The organism is Citromicrobium bathyomarinum (assembly GCF_038594485.1).
In the GTDB taxonomy this organism is placed as follows: Bacteria; Pseudomonadota; Alphaproteobacteria; order Sphingomonadales; family Sphingomonadaceae; genus Alteriqipengyuania; species Alteriqipengyuania bathyomarina_A.
The window spans coordinates 112013-132674 of the sequence record NZ_JBCFZG010000004.1 but is presented as its reverse complement, the minus strand read 5'-3'; the positions used below and the strand labels follow the sequence as shown (position 1 = coordinate 132674).

Annotated in this window: 20 protein-coding genes; 13 read left to right on the top strand and 7 right to left on the bottom strand. The window is 65.1% G+C overall.

Annotated elements, in window-relative coordinates; genetic code table 11:
- Positions 1 to 18: 18 nt before the first annotated feature.
- The 4 genes from AAG591_RS06190 to AAG591_RS06175 all read right to left on the bottom strand — a co-directional run bounded on the left by AAG591_RS06190 (position 19) and on the right by AAG591_RS06175 (position 5630).
- On the bottom strand, positions 19 to 1050 hold the full coding sequence (locus AAG591_RS06190) for a ligase-associated DNA damage response exonuclease (protein ID WP_342530182.1): 1032 nt from the start codon (positions 1048 to 1050) through the stop codon (positions 19 to 21).
- Between the two features lie 38 nt (positions 1051 to 1088).
- Positions 1089 to 2840 carry a M1 family metallopeptidase gene (locus AAG591_RS06185; RefSeq protein WP_342530180.1) on the bottom strand — a complete coding sequence of 584 codons (1752 nt, stop codon included), beginning with the start codon at positions 2838 to 2840 and terminating at the stop codon, positions 1089 to 1091.
- 71 nt (positions 2841 to 2911) lie between these two features.
- Positions 2912 to 5272 (bottom strand): ATP-dependent Clp protease ATP-binding subunit ClpA, encoded by a 2361-nt coding sequence (gene clpA / locus AAG591_RS06180; RefSeq protein ID WP_342530179.1) that lies wholly within the window; start codon positions 5270 to 5272, stop codon positions 2912 to 2914.
- A gap of 151 nt (positions 5273 to 5423) precedes the next feature.
- A complete protein-coding gene (locus AAG591_RS06175; protein WP_342530178.1) occupies positions 5424 to 5630 on the bottom strand; it encodes a DUF1192 domain-containing protein in 207 nt (68 codons plus the stop codon).
- Between the two features lie 109 nt (positions 5631 to 5739).
- Here AAG591_RS06175 and AAG591_RS06170 point away from each other — a divergent pair, with 109 nt between their 5' ends.
- The 5 genes from AAG591_RS06170 (at position 5740) to AAG591_RS06150 (ending at position 11591) form a co-directional block, all read left to right on the top strand.
- Positions 5740 to 6732: an NAD(P)H-quinone oxidoreductase gene (locus tag AAG591_RS06170; protein ID WP_342531217.1), complete on the top strand. Its 993-nt coding sequence runs from the start codon at positions 5740 to 5742 to the stop codon at positions 6730 to 6732.
- Positions 6733 to 6899: 167 nt separating this feature from the next.
- Positions 6900 to 7841, top strand: a complete 942-nt coding sequence (locus AAG591_RS06165) for a UDP-2,3-diacylglucosamine diphosphatase (protein ID WP_342530177.1) — start codon at positions 6900 to 6902, stop codon at positions 7839 to 7841.
- Positions 7841 to 8914: a glycosyltransferase family 4 protein gene (locus AAG591_RS06160; RefSeq protein WP_342530176.1), complete on the top strand. Its 1074-nt coding sequence runs from the start codon at positions 7841 to 7843 to the stop codon at positions 8912 to 8914. The genes AAG591_RS06165 and AAG591_RS06160 overlap by 1 nt, the downstream gene beginning before the upstream one ends.
- 168 nt (positions 8915 to 9082) lie before the next feature.
- On the top strand, positions 9083 to 9826 hold the full coding sequence (locus tag AAG591_RS06155; RefSeq protein WP_342530175.1) for a DUF1013 domain-containing protein: 744 nt from the start codon (positions 9083 to 9085) through the stop codon (positions 9824 to 9826).
- A gap of 82 nt (positions 9827 to 9908) precedes the next feature.
- Positions 9909 to 11591: a long-chain-fatty-acid--CoA ligase gene (locus AAG591_RS06150; RefSeq protein WP_342530174.1), complete on the top strand. Its 1683-nt coding sequence runs from the start codon at positions 9909 to 9911 to the stop codon at positions 11589 to 11591.
- A 79-nt stretch (positions 11592 to 11670) separates the two neighbouring features.
- On the opposite strand, the gene AAG591_RS06145 is transcribed toward AAG591_RS06150, so the two are convergent.
- Positions 11671 to 12174: a bactofilin family protein gene (locus AAG591_RS06145; protein ID WP_342530173.1), complete on the bottom strand. Its 504-nt coding sequence runs from the start codon at positions 12172 to 12174 to the stop codon at positions 11671 to 11673.
- Positions 12167 to 13324 carry a peptidoglycan DD-metalloendopeptidase family protein gene (locus tag AAG591_RS06140; RefSeq protein WP_342531215.1) on the bottom strand — a complete coding sequence of 386 codons (1158 nt, stop codon included), beginning with the start codon at positions 13322 to 13324 and terminating at the stop codon, positions 12167 to 12169. The genes AAG591_RS06145 and AAG591_RS06140 overlap by 8 nt, the downstream gene beginning before the upstream one ends.
- A gap of 221 nt (positions 13325 to 13545) precedes the next feature.
- Here AAG591_RS06140 and AAG591_RS06135 point away from each other — a divergent pair, with 221 nt between their 5' ends.
- From AAG591_RS06135 to AAG591_RS06100, 8 genes are all read left to right on the top strand, one after another.
- Positions 13546 to 14304: a nicotinate-nucleotide adenylyltransferase gene (locus AAG591_RS06135; RefSeq protein ID WP_425341641.1), complete on the top strand. Its 759-nt coding sequence runs from the start codon at positions 13546 to 13548 to the stop codon at positions 14302 to 14304.
- Between the two features lie 156 nt (positions 14305 to 14460).
- Entirely contained in the window at positions 14461 to 14787 is a 327-nt protein-coding gene (rsfS, locus tag AAG591_RS06130) for a ribosome silencing factor (protein WP_342531213.1), read from the top strand.
- Positions 14788 to 14820: 33 nt separating this feature from the next.
- Positions 14821 to 15243, top strand: coding sequence for a 23S rRNA (pseudouridine(1915)-N(3))-methyltransferase RlmH (locus AAG591_RS06125; protein WP_342530172.1), 423 nt, complete (start codon positions 14821 to 14823; stop codon positions 15241 to 15243).
- Positions 15244 to 15249: 6 nt separating this feature from the next.
- Entirely contained in the window at positions 15250 to 16488 is a 1239-nt protein-coding gene (locus AAG591_RS06120; protein WP_342530171.1) for a murein hydrolase activator EnvC family protein, read from the top strand.
- A gap of 99 nt (positions 16489 to 16587) precedes the next feature.
- Positions 16588 to 17925 carry a S41 family peptidase gene (locus AAG591_RS06115; protein WP_342530170.1) on the top strand — a complete coding sequence of 446 codons (1338 nt, stop codon included), beginning with the start codon at positions 16588 to 16590 and terminating at the stop codon, positions 17923 to 17925.
- Positions 17926 to 17941: 16 nt separating this feature from the next.
- The gene (locus AAG591_RS06110) at positions 17942 to 18412 is read left to right on the top strand and encodes a disulfide bond formation protein B (RefSeq protein WP_342530169.1); all 471 of its coding nucleotides are present in this window, start codon (positions 17942 to 17944) and stop codon (positions 18410 to 18412) included.
- 6 nt (positions 18413 to 18418) lie between these two features.
- Positions 18419 to 18937, top strand: coding sequence for a demethoxyubiquinone hydroxylase family protein (locus AAG591_RS06105; RefSeq protein WP_342530168.1), 519 nt, complete (start codon positions 18419 to 18421; stop codon positions 18935 to 18937).
- Positions 18938 to 19047: 110 nt separating this feature from the next.
- Positions 19048 to 19608 (top strand): hypothetical protein, encoded by a 561-nt coding sequence (locus AAG591_RS06100; protein WP_342530167.1) that lies wholly within the window; start codon positions 19048 to 19050, stop codon positions 19606 to 19608.
- On the opposite strand, the gene AAG591_RS06095 is transcribed toward AAG591_RS06100, so the two are convergent.
- On the bottom strand, positions 19605 to 20564 hold the full coding sequence (locus AAG591_RS06095) for a glycosyltransferase family 2 protein (protein ID WP_342530166.1): 960 nt from the start codon (positions 20562 to 20564) through the stop codon (positions 19605 to 19607). The two genes, AAG591_RS06100 and AAG591_RS06095, sit on opposite strands and share 4 nt — an antisense overlap.
- Positions 20565 to 20662 lie beyond the last annotated feature (98 nt).

Sequence of the window (20662 nt, the reverse complement as noted above, 5' to 3'; positions counted from 1 at the left end):
CCGGACCGGGTGATGCCCTCAGTCATCCTCGTCCTCGTAGCCGACCATCGCGAGTGCGCGTGCGGGCCGCTGGTGCAGCTGGCACCAGCGCAGCAGCGCCTCTTCGCGTCCGTGGGTGATCCAGGTTTCCTGCGGGTCGACCTCCCGAATCGTGTCGGTCAGCTCGCCCCAGTCGGCATGGTCGGAAATTACCAGCGGCAGCTCGAGATTGCGCTGCCGGGCGCGCTGGCGCACGCGCATCCAGCCTGACGCCATGGCGGTGATCGGATCGGGCAGGCGGCGGCTCCACCTGTCGTTGAGCGCCGAGGGCGGACAGACGACCACGCTCCCGCGCATATCGTCCTTGGAGTGATCAGCGACCAGCCGCAGCTCCCCCAGATCGACACCGTGTTCTTCATACAGGCGACACATGCGCTCCATCGCGCCGTGCAGATAGATCGGATCGGTGTGCCCAGCCGCGCGCAGTTCGGCGATCACCCGCTGCGCCTTGCCCAGCGCGTAGGCGCCCACCAGCACGCACGAATCGGGATGTGCCGCCAGCCGGTCGGTCAGTTTGGCCATTTCGCCCGCAATCGGCGGGTGGGTAAACACCGGCAGGCCGAAGGTCGCCTCGGTGATGAAGATATCGCACGGCGTCACTTCGAACGGCGGACAGGTCGGGTCGGGCCGGCGCTTGTAGTCGCCGGTAACGACGATCCGCTCGCCCGCATGCTCGAGCAGGATCTGCGCGCTGCCGAGCACGTGGCCGGCGGGAACGTATGTCGCAGTGACATCTCCGGGCAGGCGGATGCTTTCGCCATAGCGCACCGGCTCGGCCTTGTGCGGGATCGCCCCCGCATCGTCCGCCGCCCCGGTGCGATAACGCAGCTCCATGATCGCGAGCGTTTCGGGCGTGGCTACGGTCCGCCCGTGCCCGCCGCGCGCATGGTCCGCATGGCCATGCGTGACCAGCGCAAGGTCGACCGGGCGCGATGGATCGACCCACGCGTCGGCAGGCACCACGTGGATGCCGTGCGGGTAGGGCTGGATCCAGGAAAACGGGGCGGTCACGCAAGGGTGAACCGGCCCGCCATAACGAAGGTTCCTGCCTAGTCGGCGGTCTTCGCGTTCTCCTTCGCCTTCTTCGCCTTTTCCTGCTGTTCGACCATCCAGCCCTGCCAGCGCGCGATGTAGGGGCTGTAGCGCAGGACCTTGGCCATCGGGTCGATCACGTAATGTGCGTCGTCCGATCCCAGATCGATCACCGTGCTGCCCGAAGACATGTCCGCAACCATCGTCTTGTCACCGACCTGAACTTCGATCGGCATCGGGAAGGGCGTGCCGCCCTCGGTCTGCCAGGTTAGGGACAGCTTGTTTCCATCGCGGTCCTCGATCAGCGTGGGCAGGGCCGCCTGCCGCAGGTAGGCGTCGAAGAACCAGCCGAGATCCTCTCCGCTCTGCTCGCTGGCGATCCGTTGGAAATCGTTCGTATCGGCGAACTGGGGCACGAAATTGCCCGGCCGCGGATCGACCCGCCCGTAGACGAGGCGGCGTATCGAGGAGAAGAATGCCTCGTCCCCGATCAGGCCGCGCAGCGTGTGCGCAATCTGGCTGCCCTTCGAATAGATGTCTCTTCCCCAGCCAGCATCTTCGTCGAGGTAGAAGCTGGTCGAGATCGGCTCTGCCGGGACAACCGGGCTCTTGTTGATCAGCGAAGCGCGCTGGCTGACGATTGCCGCCAGATAGGCCGCTTCGCCGTCGCGCCACTGCTGGAACAACGGCTGCATGTAGGTTCCCAGACCCTCGTGCAGCCACATGTCGTTGGGCTGGCTGTTGGTCAGCTGGTTGGCGAACCATTCGTGAGAGAATTCGTGCTGGGCGAGTGTGTCGTACCCAAGCGGTGTCGGCTTGAACTTGGCACCATAGGCGTTGATCGTCTGGTGCTCCATCCCGAGGTGGGGTGTCTCGACCAGGCCGACCTTCTCGTCGCCGAACGGGTAGGGGCCGATCATGTCCTCGAAGAAATCGAGGTAGGTCTTCATTTCCTCCATCAGCGTCTTGGCCTGCTCGCCATTGCCCGGCAGATACCAGAAATAGAGCGGGATGCTGTTGCCGAAGCGGCTCTGATAGGTGTCTTCGTAGACGTCGTAGGGCCCGATATTGAGCGCGACGGCATAGGTGTTCGGGCTGCGCGCCGACCATTTCCACGTGGTCCAGCCGTCATTGGTCTCGCTGCCTGCGAAAGTCCCGTTACCCGCGGCGACCAGCCCCTCCGGGACGGTGATCGCGCTGTCGAGCCGGGCGATTTCCTTGGTCGGATAGTCGATGCAGGGCCAGAACACGTCGCATCCGTTCATCTGGATCGCGGTGGCGATCCACGGGCTGCCGTCCTCTGTCTTGTCCCACATGAAGCCACCTTCCCAAGGGGGGCGCTTGGCCACGTAGGGCGACCCATTCCACTGGATCGCAACCTTGGCGCTGTCTCCGGTCGACAGCGCCTTGCCCAGCGGAATCAGGAGCCGTCCGGCATCGGCTTCCCACTGCGCAGCCGCGCCGTCCACGGTCACCGACGTAACCGTAAAGCGCGGATCGAGATCGACTTCGAACGTGTCGAGCGGGGCCAGTGCGTCGATCGTGTAGCGCGCATCGCCCGAAATCGTCTTTGTGTCGGGATCGACCTTCAGGCGCAGGTCGAGATACGGCAGCCCGGTCGCTTCCTGCGCGGCGGTCAGCGGCAGGCCGCTGTCGGCGGTGCGCGGGGCGAGGGGGGGCGACTGCGTGGCGTCGGCCGCTTCGGTCTGCGCCGCTGCCGGGACGGCGAAACACGCCGCGATGGCGAGGGCAAGGATGGAAACGCGCATGAAAAAAGCTCCCCTGGTCTGACCAGGGGAGCTTGAACCATATTCAAGGCGGTAGCGCCAGTCGGCGAAACCTAGTTTTTGCCTGGCTTGTCGGCGCCTGTCTCGGCATCGCTGTCGGGCGCCGCTTTCTTCTTCGCCGGTGCCTTCTTGCGCTTCGCCTTGGGCGGGGCAGGCGTGAGCTCGAAGTGCGGCTTGCCGTCCTTCATCGTCACGTTGACCTCGCCGCCGTCGGCGAGCTTGCCGAAGAGCAGTTCCTCGGCCAGCGGCTGCTTGATCTTCTCCTGGATCAGGCGGCCCATCGGGCGCGCACCGTACAGGCGATCATAGCCCTTGTCGCCGAGCCACTTCTTGGCGTCGTCGTCGAACTGGATGTCGACGTTCTGGTCGGCCAGCTGGAGTTCGAGCTGGATGATGAACTTGTCGACCACCCGCGCGATGGTGTCTTTCCCGAGGTAGCCGAACGGCACGATCGCATCGAGACGGTTGCGGAATTCGGGGGTGAACATGCGCTTCACCGCCTCTTCGCTCGCATCCTCGCGGCTGACGTCGCCAAAGCCGATGCCCTGGCTCGCCATGTCGGCCGCGCCCGCATTGGTGGTCATGATCAGCACCACATTGCGGAAATCGACCGTCTTGCCGTGGTGGTCGGTAAGGCGGCCATTATCCATCACCTGCAGCAGGATGTTGAACAGGTCGGGGTGCGCCTTCTCGATCTCGTCGAGCAGCAGCACGCAATGCGGGTTCTGGTCGACCGCGTCGGTCAGCAGGCCGCCCTGGTCGTAGCCGACATAGCCCGGAGGCGCGCCGATCAGTCGCGAAACGCTGTGGCGTTCCATGTATTCGGACATGTCGAAGCGCTTGAGCTCGATCCCCATGATGCTGGCGAGCTGGCGCGCGACCTCGGTCTTGCCGACGCCGGTGGGGCCGCTGAACAGGAACGAGCCGATCGGCTTGTCCGGATCGCGCAGGCCAGCACGGCTCAGCTTCATTGCGGTCGAGAGCTTGTGGACCGCCGCGTCCTGCCCGAAGACGACCTGCTTCAGATCGCGTTCGAGGTTCTCGAGCGCGGCCTTGTCGTCCTTGCTGACAGATTTGGGCGGGATGCGCGCCATCGTCGCGATGACTGCCTCGATCTCGCGCGCGGTGATCTTCTTCTTGCGGCGGCTGGGGGGCACGAGCATCTGCATCGCGCCGACTTCGTCGACCACGTCGATCGCCTTGTCGGGCAGCTTGCGGTCGTTGATGTAGCGCGCGCTCAGCTCCACTGCCGTTTTCAGCGCATCCGCGGTGTAGGTCACCTTGTGGTGCTTCTCGAACGCGCTCTTGAGGCCCTTGAGGATCTTGACCGTATCCTCGATCGTGGGCTCGTTGACGTCGATCTTCTGGAACCGGCGCAGCAGCGCGCGATCCTTTTCGAAGTGGTTGCGGAATTCCTTGTAGGTGGTCGACCCGATGCACCGGATCGCGCCGGAGGACAGCGCGGGCTTCAGGAGGTTCGAGGCATCCATCGCCCCGCCGCTGGTCGCGCCCGCGCCGATTACCGTGTGAATTTCGTCGATAAACAGGATGGCGTGCGGCATCTTTTCGAGCTCGGAGACGACCTGCTTGAGCCGTTCCTCGAAATCGCCGCGATAACGCGTGCCCGCCAGCAGCGCGCCCATATCGAGCGAGTAGATCACCGCCTCGTTCAGCACCTCGGGCACGTCGCCTTCGACGATCTTGCGCGCGAGGCCTTCGGCGATCGCGGTTTTGCCCACGCCCGGATCGCCCACATACAGCGGGTTGTTCTTGCTGCGGCGGCACAGGATCTGGATCGTGCGATCCACTTCTGGCCCGCGACCGATCAGCGGGTCGATCTTGCCCTTGTCGGCCTTGGCGTTGAGGTTGACCGTGAACTGGTCGAGCGCGGTCTCCTTCTTGCTTTTGGCCTCTTCCTTCTCGTCGGCCGCATCCTCGTCCGCTCCGCGCGGGGATCGCGGCTCGATGGCCTGGCCACCCTTGCCGATGCCATGGCTGATGAAGCTGACCGCATCCAAGCGGCTCATGTCCTGTTGTTGCAGGAAATAGACCGCGTAGGAATCGCGTTCGGAAAACAGCGCGACCAGCACGTTGGCACCGGTCACGGTGTCCTTGCCGCTTGACTGGACGTGCAGGATCGCGCGCTGGACTACGCGCTGGAACCCGGCGGTCGGCTGCGGCTCGCCCGCCTCGTCGGCTTTCAGCGACTGGTATTCCTGGTCGAGATAGGTGCGGACCACGTCGGCGAGCTCCGCGAGATCGACCCCGCATGCTCCCATGACTTCCGACGCGTCGTCGTCCGCGATCAGCGCGAGCAGCAAATGCTCGAGCGTGGCGTATTCGTGGCGTCGCTCGCGCGCCCCGTCGAGCGCGGCGTGGAGGGTTTTTTCAAGATTCTGGGCGAAGCTGGGCATGGCTTTCCTGCACGGGTTTGCAGCCGGTGTCGGGGCTGCGGGAAGTCACCGAAACATTGCGCAAAAGGGTTAGCGCGCGGTGAACGGTGGGGAAGAGGTCCTGCCAAGGATATTGGATGCCGCCCGCTTCATGTGAAGGGCGCGGCACCGTTCAATCCTCGTTTTTCTTGGCAAACAGCGCCTCTGCGGCGCTTCGCTGCGCCGAATAGCGCGACCTGTGGCTCTCGACCCGGGCGATCTCCAGCTGGAGGAGCCGTATCCGGTCGTCGAGCTCGAATTGCGAGAGGCGCGTCAGATCCTCGGCGGCCAGCTGGTTTGCCGCGTCGCTGCTCGGACGAGGGCCTTCGGGTTCTTCCATCGGGTCGATACTCTCCTCCCACTCCCGCTTGCTGTCAATCCGCCGCGAAGGTAGGTGGCGGGCGGTGGAAGCGAATGGGGGGAAGTCGATGCCAGCGGTGCCCGAGACGATGAGAGCGATCGGGTTCGACGAGCCGGGCGGTCCGGACGTCCTTACGCTCGAACACGATGTCGCCGTCCCGAAGCCGGGGCCGGGCGAAGTGTTGCTCAAGGTCGCCTATGCGGGGGTCAACCGTCCCGACTGCATCCAGCGCGCAGGGCAGTACCCGCCGCCGCCGGGCGCCTCCCCCATCCTCGGCCTGGAGGTATCGGGCGAGATCGTCGCAGTGGGCGAGGGCGTCGACACCGCGCGGCTGGGCGAGCAGGTCTGCGCGCTGACACCCGGCGGCGGCTATGCCGAATTCTGCTGCGTACCCGCCGGACATACGCTGCCCGTGCCCGACGTGCTGACCATGGCGGAGGCCGCCGCGCTGCCCGAAACGCTGTTCACCGTATGGCACAACGTCTTCCAGCGCGGGATGGCGCGCGATGGCGAGACGCTGCTGGTCCACGGGGGTACATCGGGGATCGGGACGATGGCGATCATGCTCGCCAAGGGATTCGGGATGACCACCATCGTGACCGCAGGCAGCGAGGAAAAGTGCGATGCCGCCCGCCGCGTGGGGGCGGATCACGCGATCGATTACAAGACGACCGACTTCGTCGAGGCGGTGGGGCTGATCACCGGCGGCGACGGGGTGGACCTGGTGCTCGACATGGTGTCGGGCGATTATGTCGCGCGCAATCTCAAGTGCCTCAAGCCCGGCGGCCGCCACGTGACCATCGCCGTGCTCGGCGGGATGAAGGCCGAGATCAACATGGCGCTGGTGATGTCGAAGCGGCTGGTGCTGACCGGATCGACGCTGCGCCCGCGGTCGGACGCGTTCAAGACCGCCCTGCGCGACGAGATAGAGCGCGAGGCCTGGCCGCTGATCGAAGAAGGGGCCGTGCGCCCGGTGATGGACGAGATCTTCGCGCTCGAGGATGCCGACAAGGCGCATGCGCGGATGGAGAACGGCGATCACATCGGCAAGATCGTGCTCGCAGTGGACGAATCGCTGTAGCGAACAGACCCGCGCTGTAATGCGCGAGACTGTGGAAAGACGCAGGTTTGTAACGCGATTGTGAGTCCCCTGTAACAAACGGCCCCTACGGCTCTTCCATTATATCCCGGCCATATTGCGATCGCGCCGGAGATCTACTGGACGAACAACCGGGACCCCGCCGCCTTATGCTCGACCGAGATTCGACAGCAGACCTGCCCGCCGACCTGAATGGACTGGCAGGCCATTTCGGAAATGTGGCCAAATTCCCGCCGGTCGAGCCTTCGGTGCCGGAACCCGAGGACGGCAAGCGCCGCCGCTATCGCACGATCTGGATCAGCGACGTGCATCTTGGCACCAAGGGCTGCAACGCGGAAATGCTGATCGACTTCCTCGACAGCACCGACAGTGAAACGATGTACCTGGTCGGAGACATTATCGACGGCTGGCGGCTGAAGAAGAAATTCTATTGGCCTGCCGCGCACAATGATATCGTCTGGCGCATCCTCAAGCGCGCCAAGCGCGGCACGCGAATCGTCTACATCCCCGGCAACCACGACGAAGTGGTGCGCCCGTTCAGTGGAATGAATTTCGGCGATGTCGAAATCCGCCGCGCGGCATTTCACGATACGGCGGACGGCCGCCGCCTGATGGTGCTGCACGGCGACGAATTCGATACGATCATGCTTACCCACAGGTGGCTCGCCTTCGTCGGCGACACCGCCTATCACCTGACGATGGCCTTGAACGGGTGGGTCAATTCCGCTCGAAAGGCCTTGGGAATGCCCTACTGGTCGCTGTCGAAGGCGGCCAAGAACAAGGTGAAGAATGCGGTCGAGTTCATCTCGAAATACGAGGAAGTCGTGGCCCGCGCCGCTGGTGAGCGTGGAGTCGATGGCGTGGTGTGCGGTCACATCCACACCGCCGAGCACCGCATGTTCACGCATAACGGGCGCGACATCGAATACTGGAACGATGGCGACTGGGTCGAAGGCTGCAACGCGCTGGTCGAGCATTTCGATGGGCGGATGGAAATCCTCCACTGGCCGGACGAGATCGCACGGCGCACCTCCCCCGACGTTTCGCCGCAACGGGCAGACGACGAAAGCAGCGCGCGCGCGGTCGCCTGATGCTGCTCCAGGAAGCTGGCGGGCTAGCTGACTTGGTCGGGGCCCCTCCCAAATCGATCGCGATCGTCAGCGACGCATGGCATCCGCAGATGAACGGAGTGGTCCGCACGCTGACCACTACCTGCGATATCCTGCGCAAGAACGGATTGCGGGTCGATGTGATCACGCCCGATCAGTACCCTTCGGTTCCGTGTCCCACCTATCCCGAAATCCGCCTTGCGCTGACCATGCCCGGCACCGTGGGGCGGCGGCTGGCGAAATTGCAGCCCGACGCCGTGCATATCGCCACCGAAGGGCCGCTCGGCCTGTCGGCGAGGCGGTACTGCCTTGCCAAGGACGTGCCGTTCACCACCGCTTATCACACGCAGTTTCCCGATTACGTCTCGCGCCGCACCTATCTGCCGCCCGACGCCTTCTGGCCCTATATCCGCTGGTTCCACCGTCCCGCGCAGCGGGTGATGGTCGCCACCGAAAGCATCCGCGAGGAACTGCGCGAGCAGGGCCTTACCCGGCTGCACCACTGGGGGCGCGGGGTCGATCTGGAACTCTTCCACCCCGATGCAGGCCATTGCGCCGATTACGACGGGCTGCGCCGACCGATCCAGCTGTATGTCGGGCGTGTTGCGGTGGAGAAGAACCTCGAGGCATTCCTCAAGACCGATCAGCCGGGCACCAAGGTGATCGTGGGCGATGGCCCGGCGCGTGGCGATCTGGAAGCGCGCTATCCCGATGCGGTGTTCCTCGGCAAGCGTGGGGGAGAGGATCTGGCGCGCTGCTACGCCGATGCCGACGTCTTCGTTTTTCCGAGCAAGACCGACACGTTCGGCCTGGTGATGATCGAGGCGCTGGCCTGCGGCACCCCGGTGGCCGCGTATCCCGTGCCCGGCCCGCGCGATATCCTGACCGACGAGGTCGGCGCGATGAGCGAGAACCTGGACCAGGCGATTGCCGCTGCGATGACGCGCGACCGGCAGGCCTGCGCCGAATTCGGCAAGGCATTCAGCTGGGAGGCGGCGACCGCGCAGTTCCTTGCCGGGCTGGAGGAATTCGACGGCGAGAGCCTGACCCCCTAACGGCCCGAACGCATTGTCTGGCCGTGAATCTCGCCAGCGTGCCAATCACCTTGCCGTCAGGCCCGCCATCACCTAAGTGATAGTGGAAGCGGCCGCTCCGAAAGGGGCGGCCCTTGTCTTTTCCGGCCCTCGCCATGAAGCGGGGCGCACACTTTCAGGATGACCACAATGGCCGACCAACCGACCCCGCTGATGCCCCACGCGACCGCCACCTGGCTGGTCGACAACACCGGGCTCAGCTTCGAGCAGATCGCCGAATTCTGCGGGCTCCATATCCTCGAAGTGCAGGCCATGGCCGACGATCTGGCGGGCAGCAAGTATACCGGGCGCGATCCGGTCTATGCAGGCGAGCTGACGCAGGAAGAAATCGAGCGCGGCCAGGCCGACAGTTCCTACAGCCTCAAGATGCAGAAGGCTCCGGCCGACGTCACCCGCACCAAGGGCCCGCGCTATACCCCCGTTTCCAAGCGGCAGGACAAGCCCGACGGGATTGCGTGGATCCTGCGCAACCACCCCGAAGTGACCGACGCGCAGATTTCCAAGCTGATCGGTACGACCCGCAACACGATCGGCGCGGTGCGCGATCGCAGCCACTGGAACATCCAGAACATCCAGCCGAAGGACCCGGTGACGCTGGGCCTGTGCTCGCAGCGCGAGCTCGACGCGGTGGTCAAGGCCGCGGCCAAGAAGGCCGGCCTGGAAAATGCCGCTGCCGATCCCGCCGTCGAGGCGAGCGACAAGGCCAAGCTGATCGAGGAACTGCGGCGCGAGCGCGACGACAACGAAAAGGCCGCTGCCGAAGCTGCGCAGGAAGCCAAAGCCGCCGCATGGCTCGAAGCCAAGCGCGCGAGCGAGGAAGAGCAGCTGAGCGGCGCGCCGGTCGACACCGGCCCCGCCTCCGACGAAGAATAAGCACACCGCGAAGAACGGGAATCTTGCACGCCTCGCCCAGCTAACACTTGCGGGCGGGGCCGCACCCCTGCATCAGGCTTACATGGATGTAAGCAAGCTCCCCTATCATCACCCCAGTCCCTGGGACACCGAGATCGAATCGACCACTATGCCCGCGCTGTTCGGGCGCGCGGTCGATGCGCATCCGCAGCGGACACTGATCGAATTTCTCGGCCGCAAGCTGAGCTACCAGGCGATGCACGCGGAAGCGCGGCGGTTCGCCGCGGGCCTGCAGGAACGGGGCATCGGGCGTGGCGACCGCGTCGGGCTGTTCCTGCCCAACGTGCCGATCTACCTGTCCGCCTATTACGGGGCGATGATGGCCGGGGCGACCGTGGTCAATTTCTCGCCGCTCTATTCGGTCGAGGAACTGGCGCACCAGGTCGAGGATTCGGGCACGCGCCTGCTGGTGACGGTCGATGCGAAGCAATTGTACGACACGGCTGCCGCCGTGCTCGACCAGTCCTCGCTCCAGACGCTGGCGGTCGGCAAGCTCGCCAGCATGCTGCCGACGCTCAAGGGTCTCGGCCTCAGGCTGTTCCGCCGCAACGCAGTGGCGCAGCCGGACTATGGGGCGAGGGACGGCAAGGCCATCGTCGACTGGAACGAACTGCTGCCGCGCAGCGAGCCGCGCGCGCTCGACATTGCGCCTGACGAGATCGCGCTGCTGCAGTACACCGGCGGGACCACGGGCCGCCCCAAGGGCGCGATGCTCAGCCACGCGAACCTCGCCGCGAATGCGCAGCAGGTCAACGCGATCGACCCGTTCGACCGCAAGGACCCCGACGTGATCATGGGCGCGCTGCCGCTGTTCCATGTCTTCGCCAACACCTGCGTCCTCAACCGCAGCGTCGTGCGCGGGGCGACCATTGCGATGGTCCCGCGCTTCGAGGCGGGCGACGTACTGGCGACGCTCAAGCGAGCGCGCGTTACCGGATTTCCCGGCGTGCCGACCATGTTTCAGGCGCTGCTCGATCATCCGAAGGTCGGCCAGACCGACTTTTCGAACCTGCGAATCTGCATCTCGGGCGGGGCGCCGCTATCCAATGCACTGCGCGAGAAGTGGGAGAAAGTCTCGGGCGTCCGGCTGGTCGAAGGCTACGGACTGACCGAGAGTTCGGGCGTGGTGTCCGCGAACCCCTACGTTGCGATGCGCAAGCATGGCACGATCGGGCAGGTGCTGGCACAGACCCGCCTGCTGCTGCTCGACAAGGAAGATCCGACCAAGCTCGCCCCAGAGGGTGAGCCGGGCGAGCTGGCGATCAACGGCCCGCAGATCATGCAGGGCTACTGGAACCTGCCCGATGCCGATGCCGAGGTGTTCATCGAGCATCAGGGCCGCAAGTGGCTGCGCACCGGCGACGTCGCCCAGATCGATGCGGACGGGTTCGTGGAGATCGTCGACCGGATCAAGGACATGATCGCGGTCGGCGGGTTCAAGGTCTTCCCCAGCCAGGTCGAAGACGTGCTGCAGGAAAATCCGGCAATCCGCGACGTGCTCGTGATCGGCGTGCCCGACGATTATCACGGCGAAGTGCCGCGCGCCTATGCGACCCTCCAGCCCGATGTCCGCGCACCGAGCGCGGAGGCCTTGCGCGAATGGCTCAATGCCCGCGTCGGCAAACACGAGCGGGTCGACGAAGTGGTGATCCGCAAGGAGCTACCGGTCACGCTGGTCGGCAAGCTCGATCGCAAGGCCTTGCGGCAGGAAGTCCTAGGCGACTGACCCGTCCCGAATGCACTGCGGGAGCGACGCCGCGATCCAACGGCGCGCTCCCGCTTCCCTCCCGACCGTGGCCGGTAACTCAGTAGTAGTTCGAGGTATTGCTCGCGCTGGCGCTCGCGCGGTCCGTGTCACTGTCGTTGTCCGAAGAGAACGGCGAAATGCCGAGATCCGCGGTGGTCGACGAAGACGTTGCGCTGCCGGTCGTCGAGGAAGACGCAGTGTTGCTGGGCGCGCTCGCCTTGGGCGGAGCGGCGTCGCGCGGCGCGAAACGGCCCTGCACTGCGGCGCCCTGTTCCACGGTAAGCGCTTCGTAATGGACATCGCCGTTGATCGTCGCGCTGCGCAGGATCACCAGTTCGCGCGCATGGATCGAACCGTCGACACGGCCGGCCAGCCGCGCGGTTTCGGCGGTCACTTCGCCGGTGATCTGGCTGCCGTCGCCCTGCACCAGCGACGCGCAGTCGATGTCGCCTTCGACGGTGCCGTCGATATGCAGTTCGGTGGTTGCGCTGATGTTTCCGGTGATGGTGACGTCCGCACCCAGCACCGAGAAGCTGCCCGAGGAGGAACCGCCCTTAGCCACGGGACTTGCCTTCGGCGCTGCGGGCCGCGCCGGCGCGCTGGGCGGCGGCGGCGGTGGGGTTTCTGCGTGCTTTTTTGAGAACATCAGGGGCTAACTCCAAGAATGTGCGCGGATTGACTGCTGTGCCGTTCACTCGAACCTCGAAATGCAGGTGCGGGCCGGTCGATCGACCCGTGCTGCCAATAGCGCCGATAACCGTGCCTGCTTCAACCCGGTCCCCCACCTTCGCCTCAAAACGCGACATGTGGCCGTAACGGGTTAACAGCCCCTGCCCGTGGCTGATTTCAACCGCGTTACCATAGCCGCCCTTGCGCCCGACGAAGGTCACCGTACCGCGCGCGGCGGCATAGATCGGTGCGCCGGTCGCTCCCGGAAAATCGAGCCCGCGGTGCATTGCCGCGCGCCCGGTGAAGGGGTCGCGACGATAGCCGTAGGAGCTGTTTATCGCCGCCGCATCGGTCGGGCGAAGCTGCGGCACGCCTTCGAGCGTTTCTTCCAGCGTCGCCATCCGGGCGAGGCTGAGGCCGAGCCGCTCGAAACGCGGATCGATTTCGTCGCCATCGCCGAAGACGGCTTCCAACGGCCCGCCGCGCGCCGATTTTTCGGCGTTGGCGAGGATCTGCTTGGGGTCGAGCCCGAGCTCGTTGAGCGCCCACATCGCCTGTTTCGAACGGTTGTCGGCATAGCGGGTCAGGCCTTCGACGAAGACCAGCTGCCGCGCCTCGATCTTCGCCAGTGCGGCCGCTTCGGGCACGGCCATCGAGACTTTCTCGACCATGTCGGCGGTCTCGTCCGCGCTATCGGTAACCGTGCTTTCCTGGATCGCGTCGGCGGGGACCACCTTCATCATTTCCTCGATGAAGTCCTGCCGTTTCTCAAGATCCTGCGTTACCTCGCCCAGATTGGCGCGATAGGCGTTGAGGCGCTCTTCCGACGTGGCGACATCGGCTTCGCGTTCGAGCAGGGACACCCGCTCCACGCTCGATCGCCATTGCAGGAAGCTCATCGTCCCCATGCCGGCGATCACCGCCAGCGCGACGATCAGCGTCAGTGCGACGACCGTCTTCTGCAGCCGCGAACTTATCTTTATGAAACGAACCTGGCCGTGCGAACGCATGAAAAACTCACGCTCGGGAAACCAAAGCTCCATGCGCTGCGCCCACGTGACGCGCTGTTCCGTGTTATGTGTCAATGCAACCCCTAACCGTATGTCCGGTCCCTGCGGAGGGGCTAGCAAGCGGGCCGGGGACGGTCGAATCACCTGGCCGTCCGACAGGATGAGTCGAATTGTGGCTACGATGAACTGTGAAAAACTTTGTTATTAACCTTAATTTTCGGGAACCGGACCCAATCCAGAGTGTTTCGGCTCGCTTGACCGATTCGCTCCGGCCTCCTTCCTCGACCTCGCGATTTCCCCCTTTCAGGGGCGCATCGGCACGCGCTCGGGGCGCCGGCGCGCGAGTCGGTCTGCTGGGCGGTAGTTTCAACCCGGCGCATGGCGGGCACCGGCGTATTTCACTGTTCGCCTTGCGCGCGCTGGGCCTCGACGAAGTATGGTGGCTGGTCTCGCCCGGCAACCCATTGAAGCCTGCAAAGGGAATGGCGCCGCTCGATGCGCGCTATCGCTCGGCCGTCGAACAGGCGCGCCGGGCCCCGATCCGGGTGACCGCTATCGAAAGAGAGCTGGGCACGCGCTACACGGTCGACACGATCGCGGCGCTGCAGGCGCGCTATCCGAAGCGAGAATTCGTGTGGCTGATGGGGTCCGATAATCTGGCGACGTTTCACAAGTGGCGGCAATGGCGGAGGATCGCGTGGAGCGTACCGATTGCGGTAATCGCCAGACCGGGGTATGAGATGGCAACCGTCGCAAGCCCCGCGGCGGCATTGCTGCGGCGCTTCACGATGGACGCGGCGCGGTTCAGGAACAGCCGGTTCCACGATAGGGGCGAATGGAGCGCACCTATTCTGGTGACACTGCGTTTTGATCCCGACGCCCGGTCGGCCACCGCAATCCGCGCTGGCGAGCCGAACTGGGCATCGCGCTATGGCAACGCTCCGATCCGCGACCAGGTAACCCATCTACCTATTACACGTACCGGCACGCAGCCGGAGCCGGGGGGCGCATGACTCGCATATGCTCCCGGCCATTCCCATATCCTTGGAATGACAGGAGTATCGACCCCGCCCATGACACACGCGCACGCCGACACAGTGGCCGCCAGGGCCGCCAAGAAAGCGCCCGCCTTGACCGGTGATCGCTCCGATGCGCTACACGCGCTGGTGATGCAGCATCTCGACGACGATCAGGCGCAGGATATCGTCAGCATCGATCTCGACGGCAAATCGAGCATCGCCGATCACATGGTGGTCGCGTCAGGCCGTTCGACGCGTCAGGTTGCCTCGATCGCGCAGAAGCTGGCCGAAAAGATGAAGCAGGACGGGTACGGCCCGATCCGCCTCGAAGGTCTGCCCGCTGCAGACTGGGTGGTGATCGATGCGGGCGACGTGGTCGTCCACCTGTTCCGCCCTGAGGTACGCAGCTTCTACAATATCGAACGCATGTGGTCCTTCGGCGATGACGAGAAGCTGGCCGCAGGGGGCAACGCCTAGCTTTTTCGCCAGGCTGTGCCCGCCCGCTGACCAGTGCTGCTCCACATCATTGCGCGCGGCAAAATCGGCCGATCGCCCGAGTCCGAACTGGTGAACCGCTATTTCACGCGGATCGCGTGGGACACGAAGCTGACCGAACTGCCCGAAACAGGCGGCCGAATCCCGCCACCCAAAGAGCCCGTTCGCACGGTCGCGCTCGATGAAAAGGGCCGCGATCTCCCGTCGGAGAATCTCGCGACCATCCTCGGCGAATGGCGCGATGGGGGCATTCGCGAAACGCGCTTCCTGATAGGCGCAGCCGACGGCCATTCCGACGAACAGCGTGCCGAGGCCGACCTGCTGCTCGCCTTCGGCAGCGCCACCTGGCCGCACTTGCTGGCGCGCGCCATGCTCGCCGAACAGCTCTATCGCGCGACGAGCATTCTTGCAGGCCATCCCTATCATCGGGCAGGGTAGCCCGCGATGGTCCAACGCTTCGCCATTCTCCTCGCGCCGCTGGCGGTACTCGCCACCATAGCGCTCGCGCCGCAGGTACGCGGCCAGCAGGGCCTGGGCGCGTTCGAGACGACCGAAGAGGTACGCGCTGCCATCGAACGCGCCGAGCGCGCATCCCAGCAGGCGGCCAAACGTGGCCGATCGCTCGAATCTGCCGCCGCGCAAGCCAAGGTGGAGGCAGACAAGATCGCCAGCCAGTCCGCCGCGCTCGCGGCGCGAATCCAGGAAACCGAAGCGGAGATTGCCGTCGCGAAGGGGCAGCTGATGCTGATCCGGCGGCAGCAGGACGCGCTCAACGCGCGTCTGGGCGAGCGGCGCGAACCGCTGATCCGTCTGACCGGCGCATTGCAGAATTTTTCCCGCCGACCGCTGGTGCTGTCGGTCTTCCGGCCCGGCTCTATCCGCGAGAGCATGTATCTGCGCGCCGTGCTCGAAACGACCATCCCGCAGGTCCGGGGGCGCACCGCCGCGCTCCGCAGCGAGATCGACCGCAGCCGGGGTCTGCGCCAGAAGGCCGAAACCGTGCTGACCGGGCTAGCCGAGGAAGAAGAGCGCCTCGCAACGCGCCGTAGCCAGCTTGCCGCGATCGAGACGCGCAAGCGGCTGGCGGCAAGGCGGCGCGGGGGAGAGGCGGATCGCCAGGAAGAGCGCGCCCTTGCCTATGCCGAACAGGCGCGCGACCTCGATGGACTGGTGGCCCGGATCGATGCCGCCGGTGCGCTGCGCGAGGAGCTTGCCGAATTGCCCGGGCCGCTGATCCGTCCTGCGCAGCCTGCACAGGCGCGCGCACCGGGGAATGCCCAGCGCCTTCCGCCAGCGACGAAACAGTCTGCACGACCGCCTGCGGGGCTCCGTTTGCCGGTCGATGGGCGGACGCTGCGCGGCTTCGGGTCGGTCGATTCGAGCGGTGGGCGCTCCGAAGGTGTGACGATACGCGCGGCGGGAGGGGCGCAAGTGGTAACCCCGGCGCCGGGGCGAGTAGCCTTTGCCGGCCCTTTCAGGGGATACGACCGGATCGTGATCATCGAACATCCCGATGGCTGGACCAGCCTGATTACCGGACTGGCGCGGACCGATGTGGGCGTGGGAGACGAGCTGGTCGAAGGGGCGCCGCTCGGCGTGGCCCCACCGCGAGGCGGTCCGGTCGGGTTCGAGCTGCGCCTGGGCGGGCGTCCGGCCAACCCTCTCGACCATTTGGCCCGGTGAAGTCCCGCGCTGAAACGCATCGCACCCCGCACAACGGCCATCTGGCGTTAACCGCTTGTGCGCGATAGACGGGGGCGAATGTCCGGAAGGCTTGCCACTATGAAACTGCCCGTTGTCGCCCGCTCGCTCGCGTTTGTCTCCGCGCTCGCCATGGTCCCGATCGCCACCGCCGGGATGGCGCAGGTCGACAGCCGCGTCGCGCCCGAATTCGCCAAGCTGTTTGCGACCTACCAGCGGATCAAGGCGAGCTACGTCGATCCGGTCGACGACGACAAGCTGATCCGTGGTGCGATCGACGGGATGCTCGCCAGCCTCGATCCGCATTCCGCCTATCTCGACGGGGCCGATCTGCAGCGGCTCGAAACGCTGATCGATGGCAATTACTCCGGACTCGGCCTGTCGGTCGTGATGGAAGAGGGTGCGGTGAAAGTCGTCAGCCCGTTCCGCGGCAGCCCCGCCGAAAAAGCAGGGATCAAGGCGGGCGACTTCATCACCCATCTCAACGGAAAGCTGATCTACGGCGGCGATCTCGACGACGCGGTATCCCAGATGCGCGGACCGGCGGGCACGTCGATCAACCTGACGATCTTCCGCCCTGGCAGCGAAGAGCCGATCGAAACCACCGTGACGCGCGGCGTTATCGAACTCGAGCCGGTGACGCATACCGTTGCCGACGGGGGTATCGGGATCATCACCGTCAACGAATTCTCGCGCGATGTCGGGGCCGACGTCTACGCTGCGTGGGGTGATATCCAGAAGGAGGTTGGGGGCAAGGTCAACGGCCTGATCCTCGATCTGCGCTCCAACCCTGGCGGTTCGCTCGACGAGGCGGTCGCGCTGTCGGACCTGTTCCTCGACGAAGGGCGGATCGTCTCGCAGCGCGGGCGCGCGCGGGGGGAATCGATCACCTACAATTCTGAAACAATGTTCCGCGGTCAGATTGCGCCCAACGTGCCGCTGATCGTGCTGATCGACGCAGGCTCCGCCTCGGCGAGCGAGATCGTCGCCGGCGCACTGCAGGATCACCGCCGCGCGCTCATCATGGGCGAACGCAGCTTCGGCAAGGGCAGCGTCCAGTCGCTCGTCCCGCTGGGCGACGATGCCGCGCTCAAGCTGACCACCGCGCGCTACTACACGCCTTCGGGCCATTCTGTGCAGGAAGGCGGCATCAAGCCCGATATTCGCGTGCCCCAGATTTCGGACCCCGACATGGAGCGGCGGATGAAATACCAGCTGCGCGAAAGCGACCTGCGCGGGCACCTGATCAACGAAGCCGATCTGAAGGACGACGATCTTGAGCGCGACCTCAAGGCCGATCCGCGCTTCTCGCAGACGTCGGAACAGCTGAAGGAGCAGGGGATCGAGGATTTCCAGCTCGACTATGCGATCAAGACGCTGCGCCGGACGACCGCGAGTTCGGTTGCACTGCTGAAGTAAGCGGGGGCGCGCCGAGATGATCGATACGCCGCACATGCGTGCAGCCCGCTGGATCGTGTTGATCGTCCCTGCGCTGCTGCTCGGCGGGGCCTATCTCAGCCAGTATGGCTTCGGGCTCTACCCATGTGAGATGTGCTGGTGGCAGCGTTACCCGCATTTCGTCGCACTGGCTTTCGCGGTTCTGGCCTTCATCGTCCCTCCATATCGGTTGTGGGTGGCGCTCGGCGCGCTCGCGATCATTGCTTCGGGCCTGATCGGCGGCTTCCACGCCGGGGTCGAATATGGCTGGTGGGAAGGCGTCACCAAATGTGCCTCCATCCCGCACGCAGGCGGCGGCAGCGCGATGGACGCCATCCTCGCGACGCCGCTGATCCGCTGCGACACGGCACAATGGACGCTGCTGGGCGTTTCGCTGGCAGGGTTCAATTTCATCATCTCGTGCGGGGCGGGCGTCGCCGCGCTCGTGCTGCTCGCAAGGAAACGGTAAAGCGCCATGAAAGACGAGATCGAACGGATGATCCGGGTCGACCAGGCCGGCGAATTCGGCGCCACCCGCATCTATGGCGGGCAGCTCGCGGTCATGGGCGATCGCGCACCCAACTCGGGCGAGATCGCGGCGATGGCCCGGCAGGAAGACGATCACCATGACGCCTTCAACGCACTGATGGCGCAGCGCGGCGTGCGCCCCACCGCGCTGCATCCGGTATGGTCGGTGGCGGGCTATGCACTCGGTGCAGCGACCGCGCTGATCGGTCCGAAGGCGGCGATGGCGTGCACGGCGGCGGTGGAGACCGAAATCGACCTGCACTATTCGCGCCAGCTCGACCGTCTCGAGGAAACCGACGAAGATCCCGAACTGCGCGACATGATCGAGCGCTTCCGCGAGGACGAGCGCGAGCATCACGACGCCGCCATTGCCGCCGGGGCCGAGCAGGCGCCCGCTTACCCGCTGCTCTCGGCCGCAATCCGGCTGGGCTGCCGCGCGGCCATCCGGCTGAGCGAACGCGTTTGAAAACCGGGAACCCCGACGCCCGGTCGGGAGCTTCAGTCATGGTTCAGCCATTCGCGCCGTTTATGCTATCCACGAAGGCACACGCATTCCCCAAGCCGCAGAGGCCCCAGATGAAGACTATCGCAATCGCTACATTTGCCGCTTTGGCAGCATTCGCGGGCGCCACGTCCGCTTCCGCGCAGGACGATGCGGGCGACCGGGTCAACATGGTGATCGTCTATGGCGACGATCCGTGCCCGCCGTCGGTCGATGGCGAGATCGTGGTCTGCGCCGTTATCGACGAGGGCGAGCGTTACCGTATCCCGGAATCGCTTCGCTATAGCGACGATCCGGAAAACACGGCCTGGGCGCAGCGCGTCGAAGCCTTCAAGTTCGTCGGCGATTTCGGTGCGATGAGTTGCTCGCCCACGGGTGCGATGGGCTTCACCGGTTGCACGCAGAAGATGATCGATGCCGCTTACGAAGCGCGCAAGGGCGGTTCCGCCGCACGCTTCAGCCAGCTGATCGCGGAGGCGCGGGCCGAGCGCCTGTCGACCATCGACGAGGATGCGGCTGCCGAGCAGGCGCGGGTGGAGATGATCGAGCGCGAATACATGGAGCGGCTCGAAAAGGAACGTGAGTCCGAGGTCCCCGAAGCGCCGCTGCCCAAACCCAGCGCATCGGACGACTAATCCTCCGGCCGGGTGCGTATCCTGTCGATGATGGCGAGCGGTAGGGCCGCCGGAATCATCAGCGCCTGCATTGGCCCAAGCGGTGTGCAGGGGGTGCGCCCGGTCAATCGTGCGTGCCACCAGAAGCGGGCGTAGTTCAGCAGTGACCGCAAGCGCGTGGGCAACCTGGCCGAATTGCGAAAAATCGATTGGTAGGTGAAGGTGGCTCCGACCGGAGAATCCATCCGTTGTCGCAGGATCGTCGCCGATAACCCATCGGGCTGATATTCGACCGCGACACAGATGGCGTCCGACAAAAACGCCCCTACCCCGGCCGGGAGATTATGCATCAGCGACGCTTCGGCGAGAAATTTCTCGCCTCCGAATTCTCGCAGCGCGATCGGTTGCAGGCTTTTGTGGAATGCGCAGGTGCAATCGAAATCGGGCTCTGCATCGTATCTTTCCGCCACATCGACGCGGCGGTTGGGCTGCCGGAAGCGGTATTGTCTTTCCCGATCGATCACCTTGATCGGCATGAAGGCGATTTTCGCATCCGCCTGACGCGCAGCCTGCAGTGTTTCGTGCAGCCGACGCAGGCCCCCTTCCATCAGCCAGTCGTCACTATCGATGATGGCAACCCAATCGCCGGTCGCAAGGGCGAACCCCCGGTTGAGCGCGCGATGCTTCCCGCCATGCTCGATTTTCTCGTAGCGGATCGGGAAACCGGACCGCTCCGCCCAACCGGCCACCAGCCGCGCCGTTTCATCGCGCGATCCATCGTCGATGACGAGCCAGTCGATCTCTGGCCCAGCGCTGGCCTGACTGGCGATGGATTCATGCAAGCGCGGTAGCAGGCACGCGCGATCCCACGTTGGAGTAAGGATCGTGATGCCGAACCGTTTTCCCGTGCGCGCGCCATCTGAGAACGAGGCATTCTGTTCCTGGCTCGATCCGTGCGAGATTTCCGGAGTTTCCAATCGACCCTGTCACGCCCGAGGCAAATTCAGCGCCAAGCGCCTTCGGTTATCGGGCGTACGATATCGCTACGCCCTATGAAGCTTCGTCAAGGGCGTGC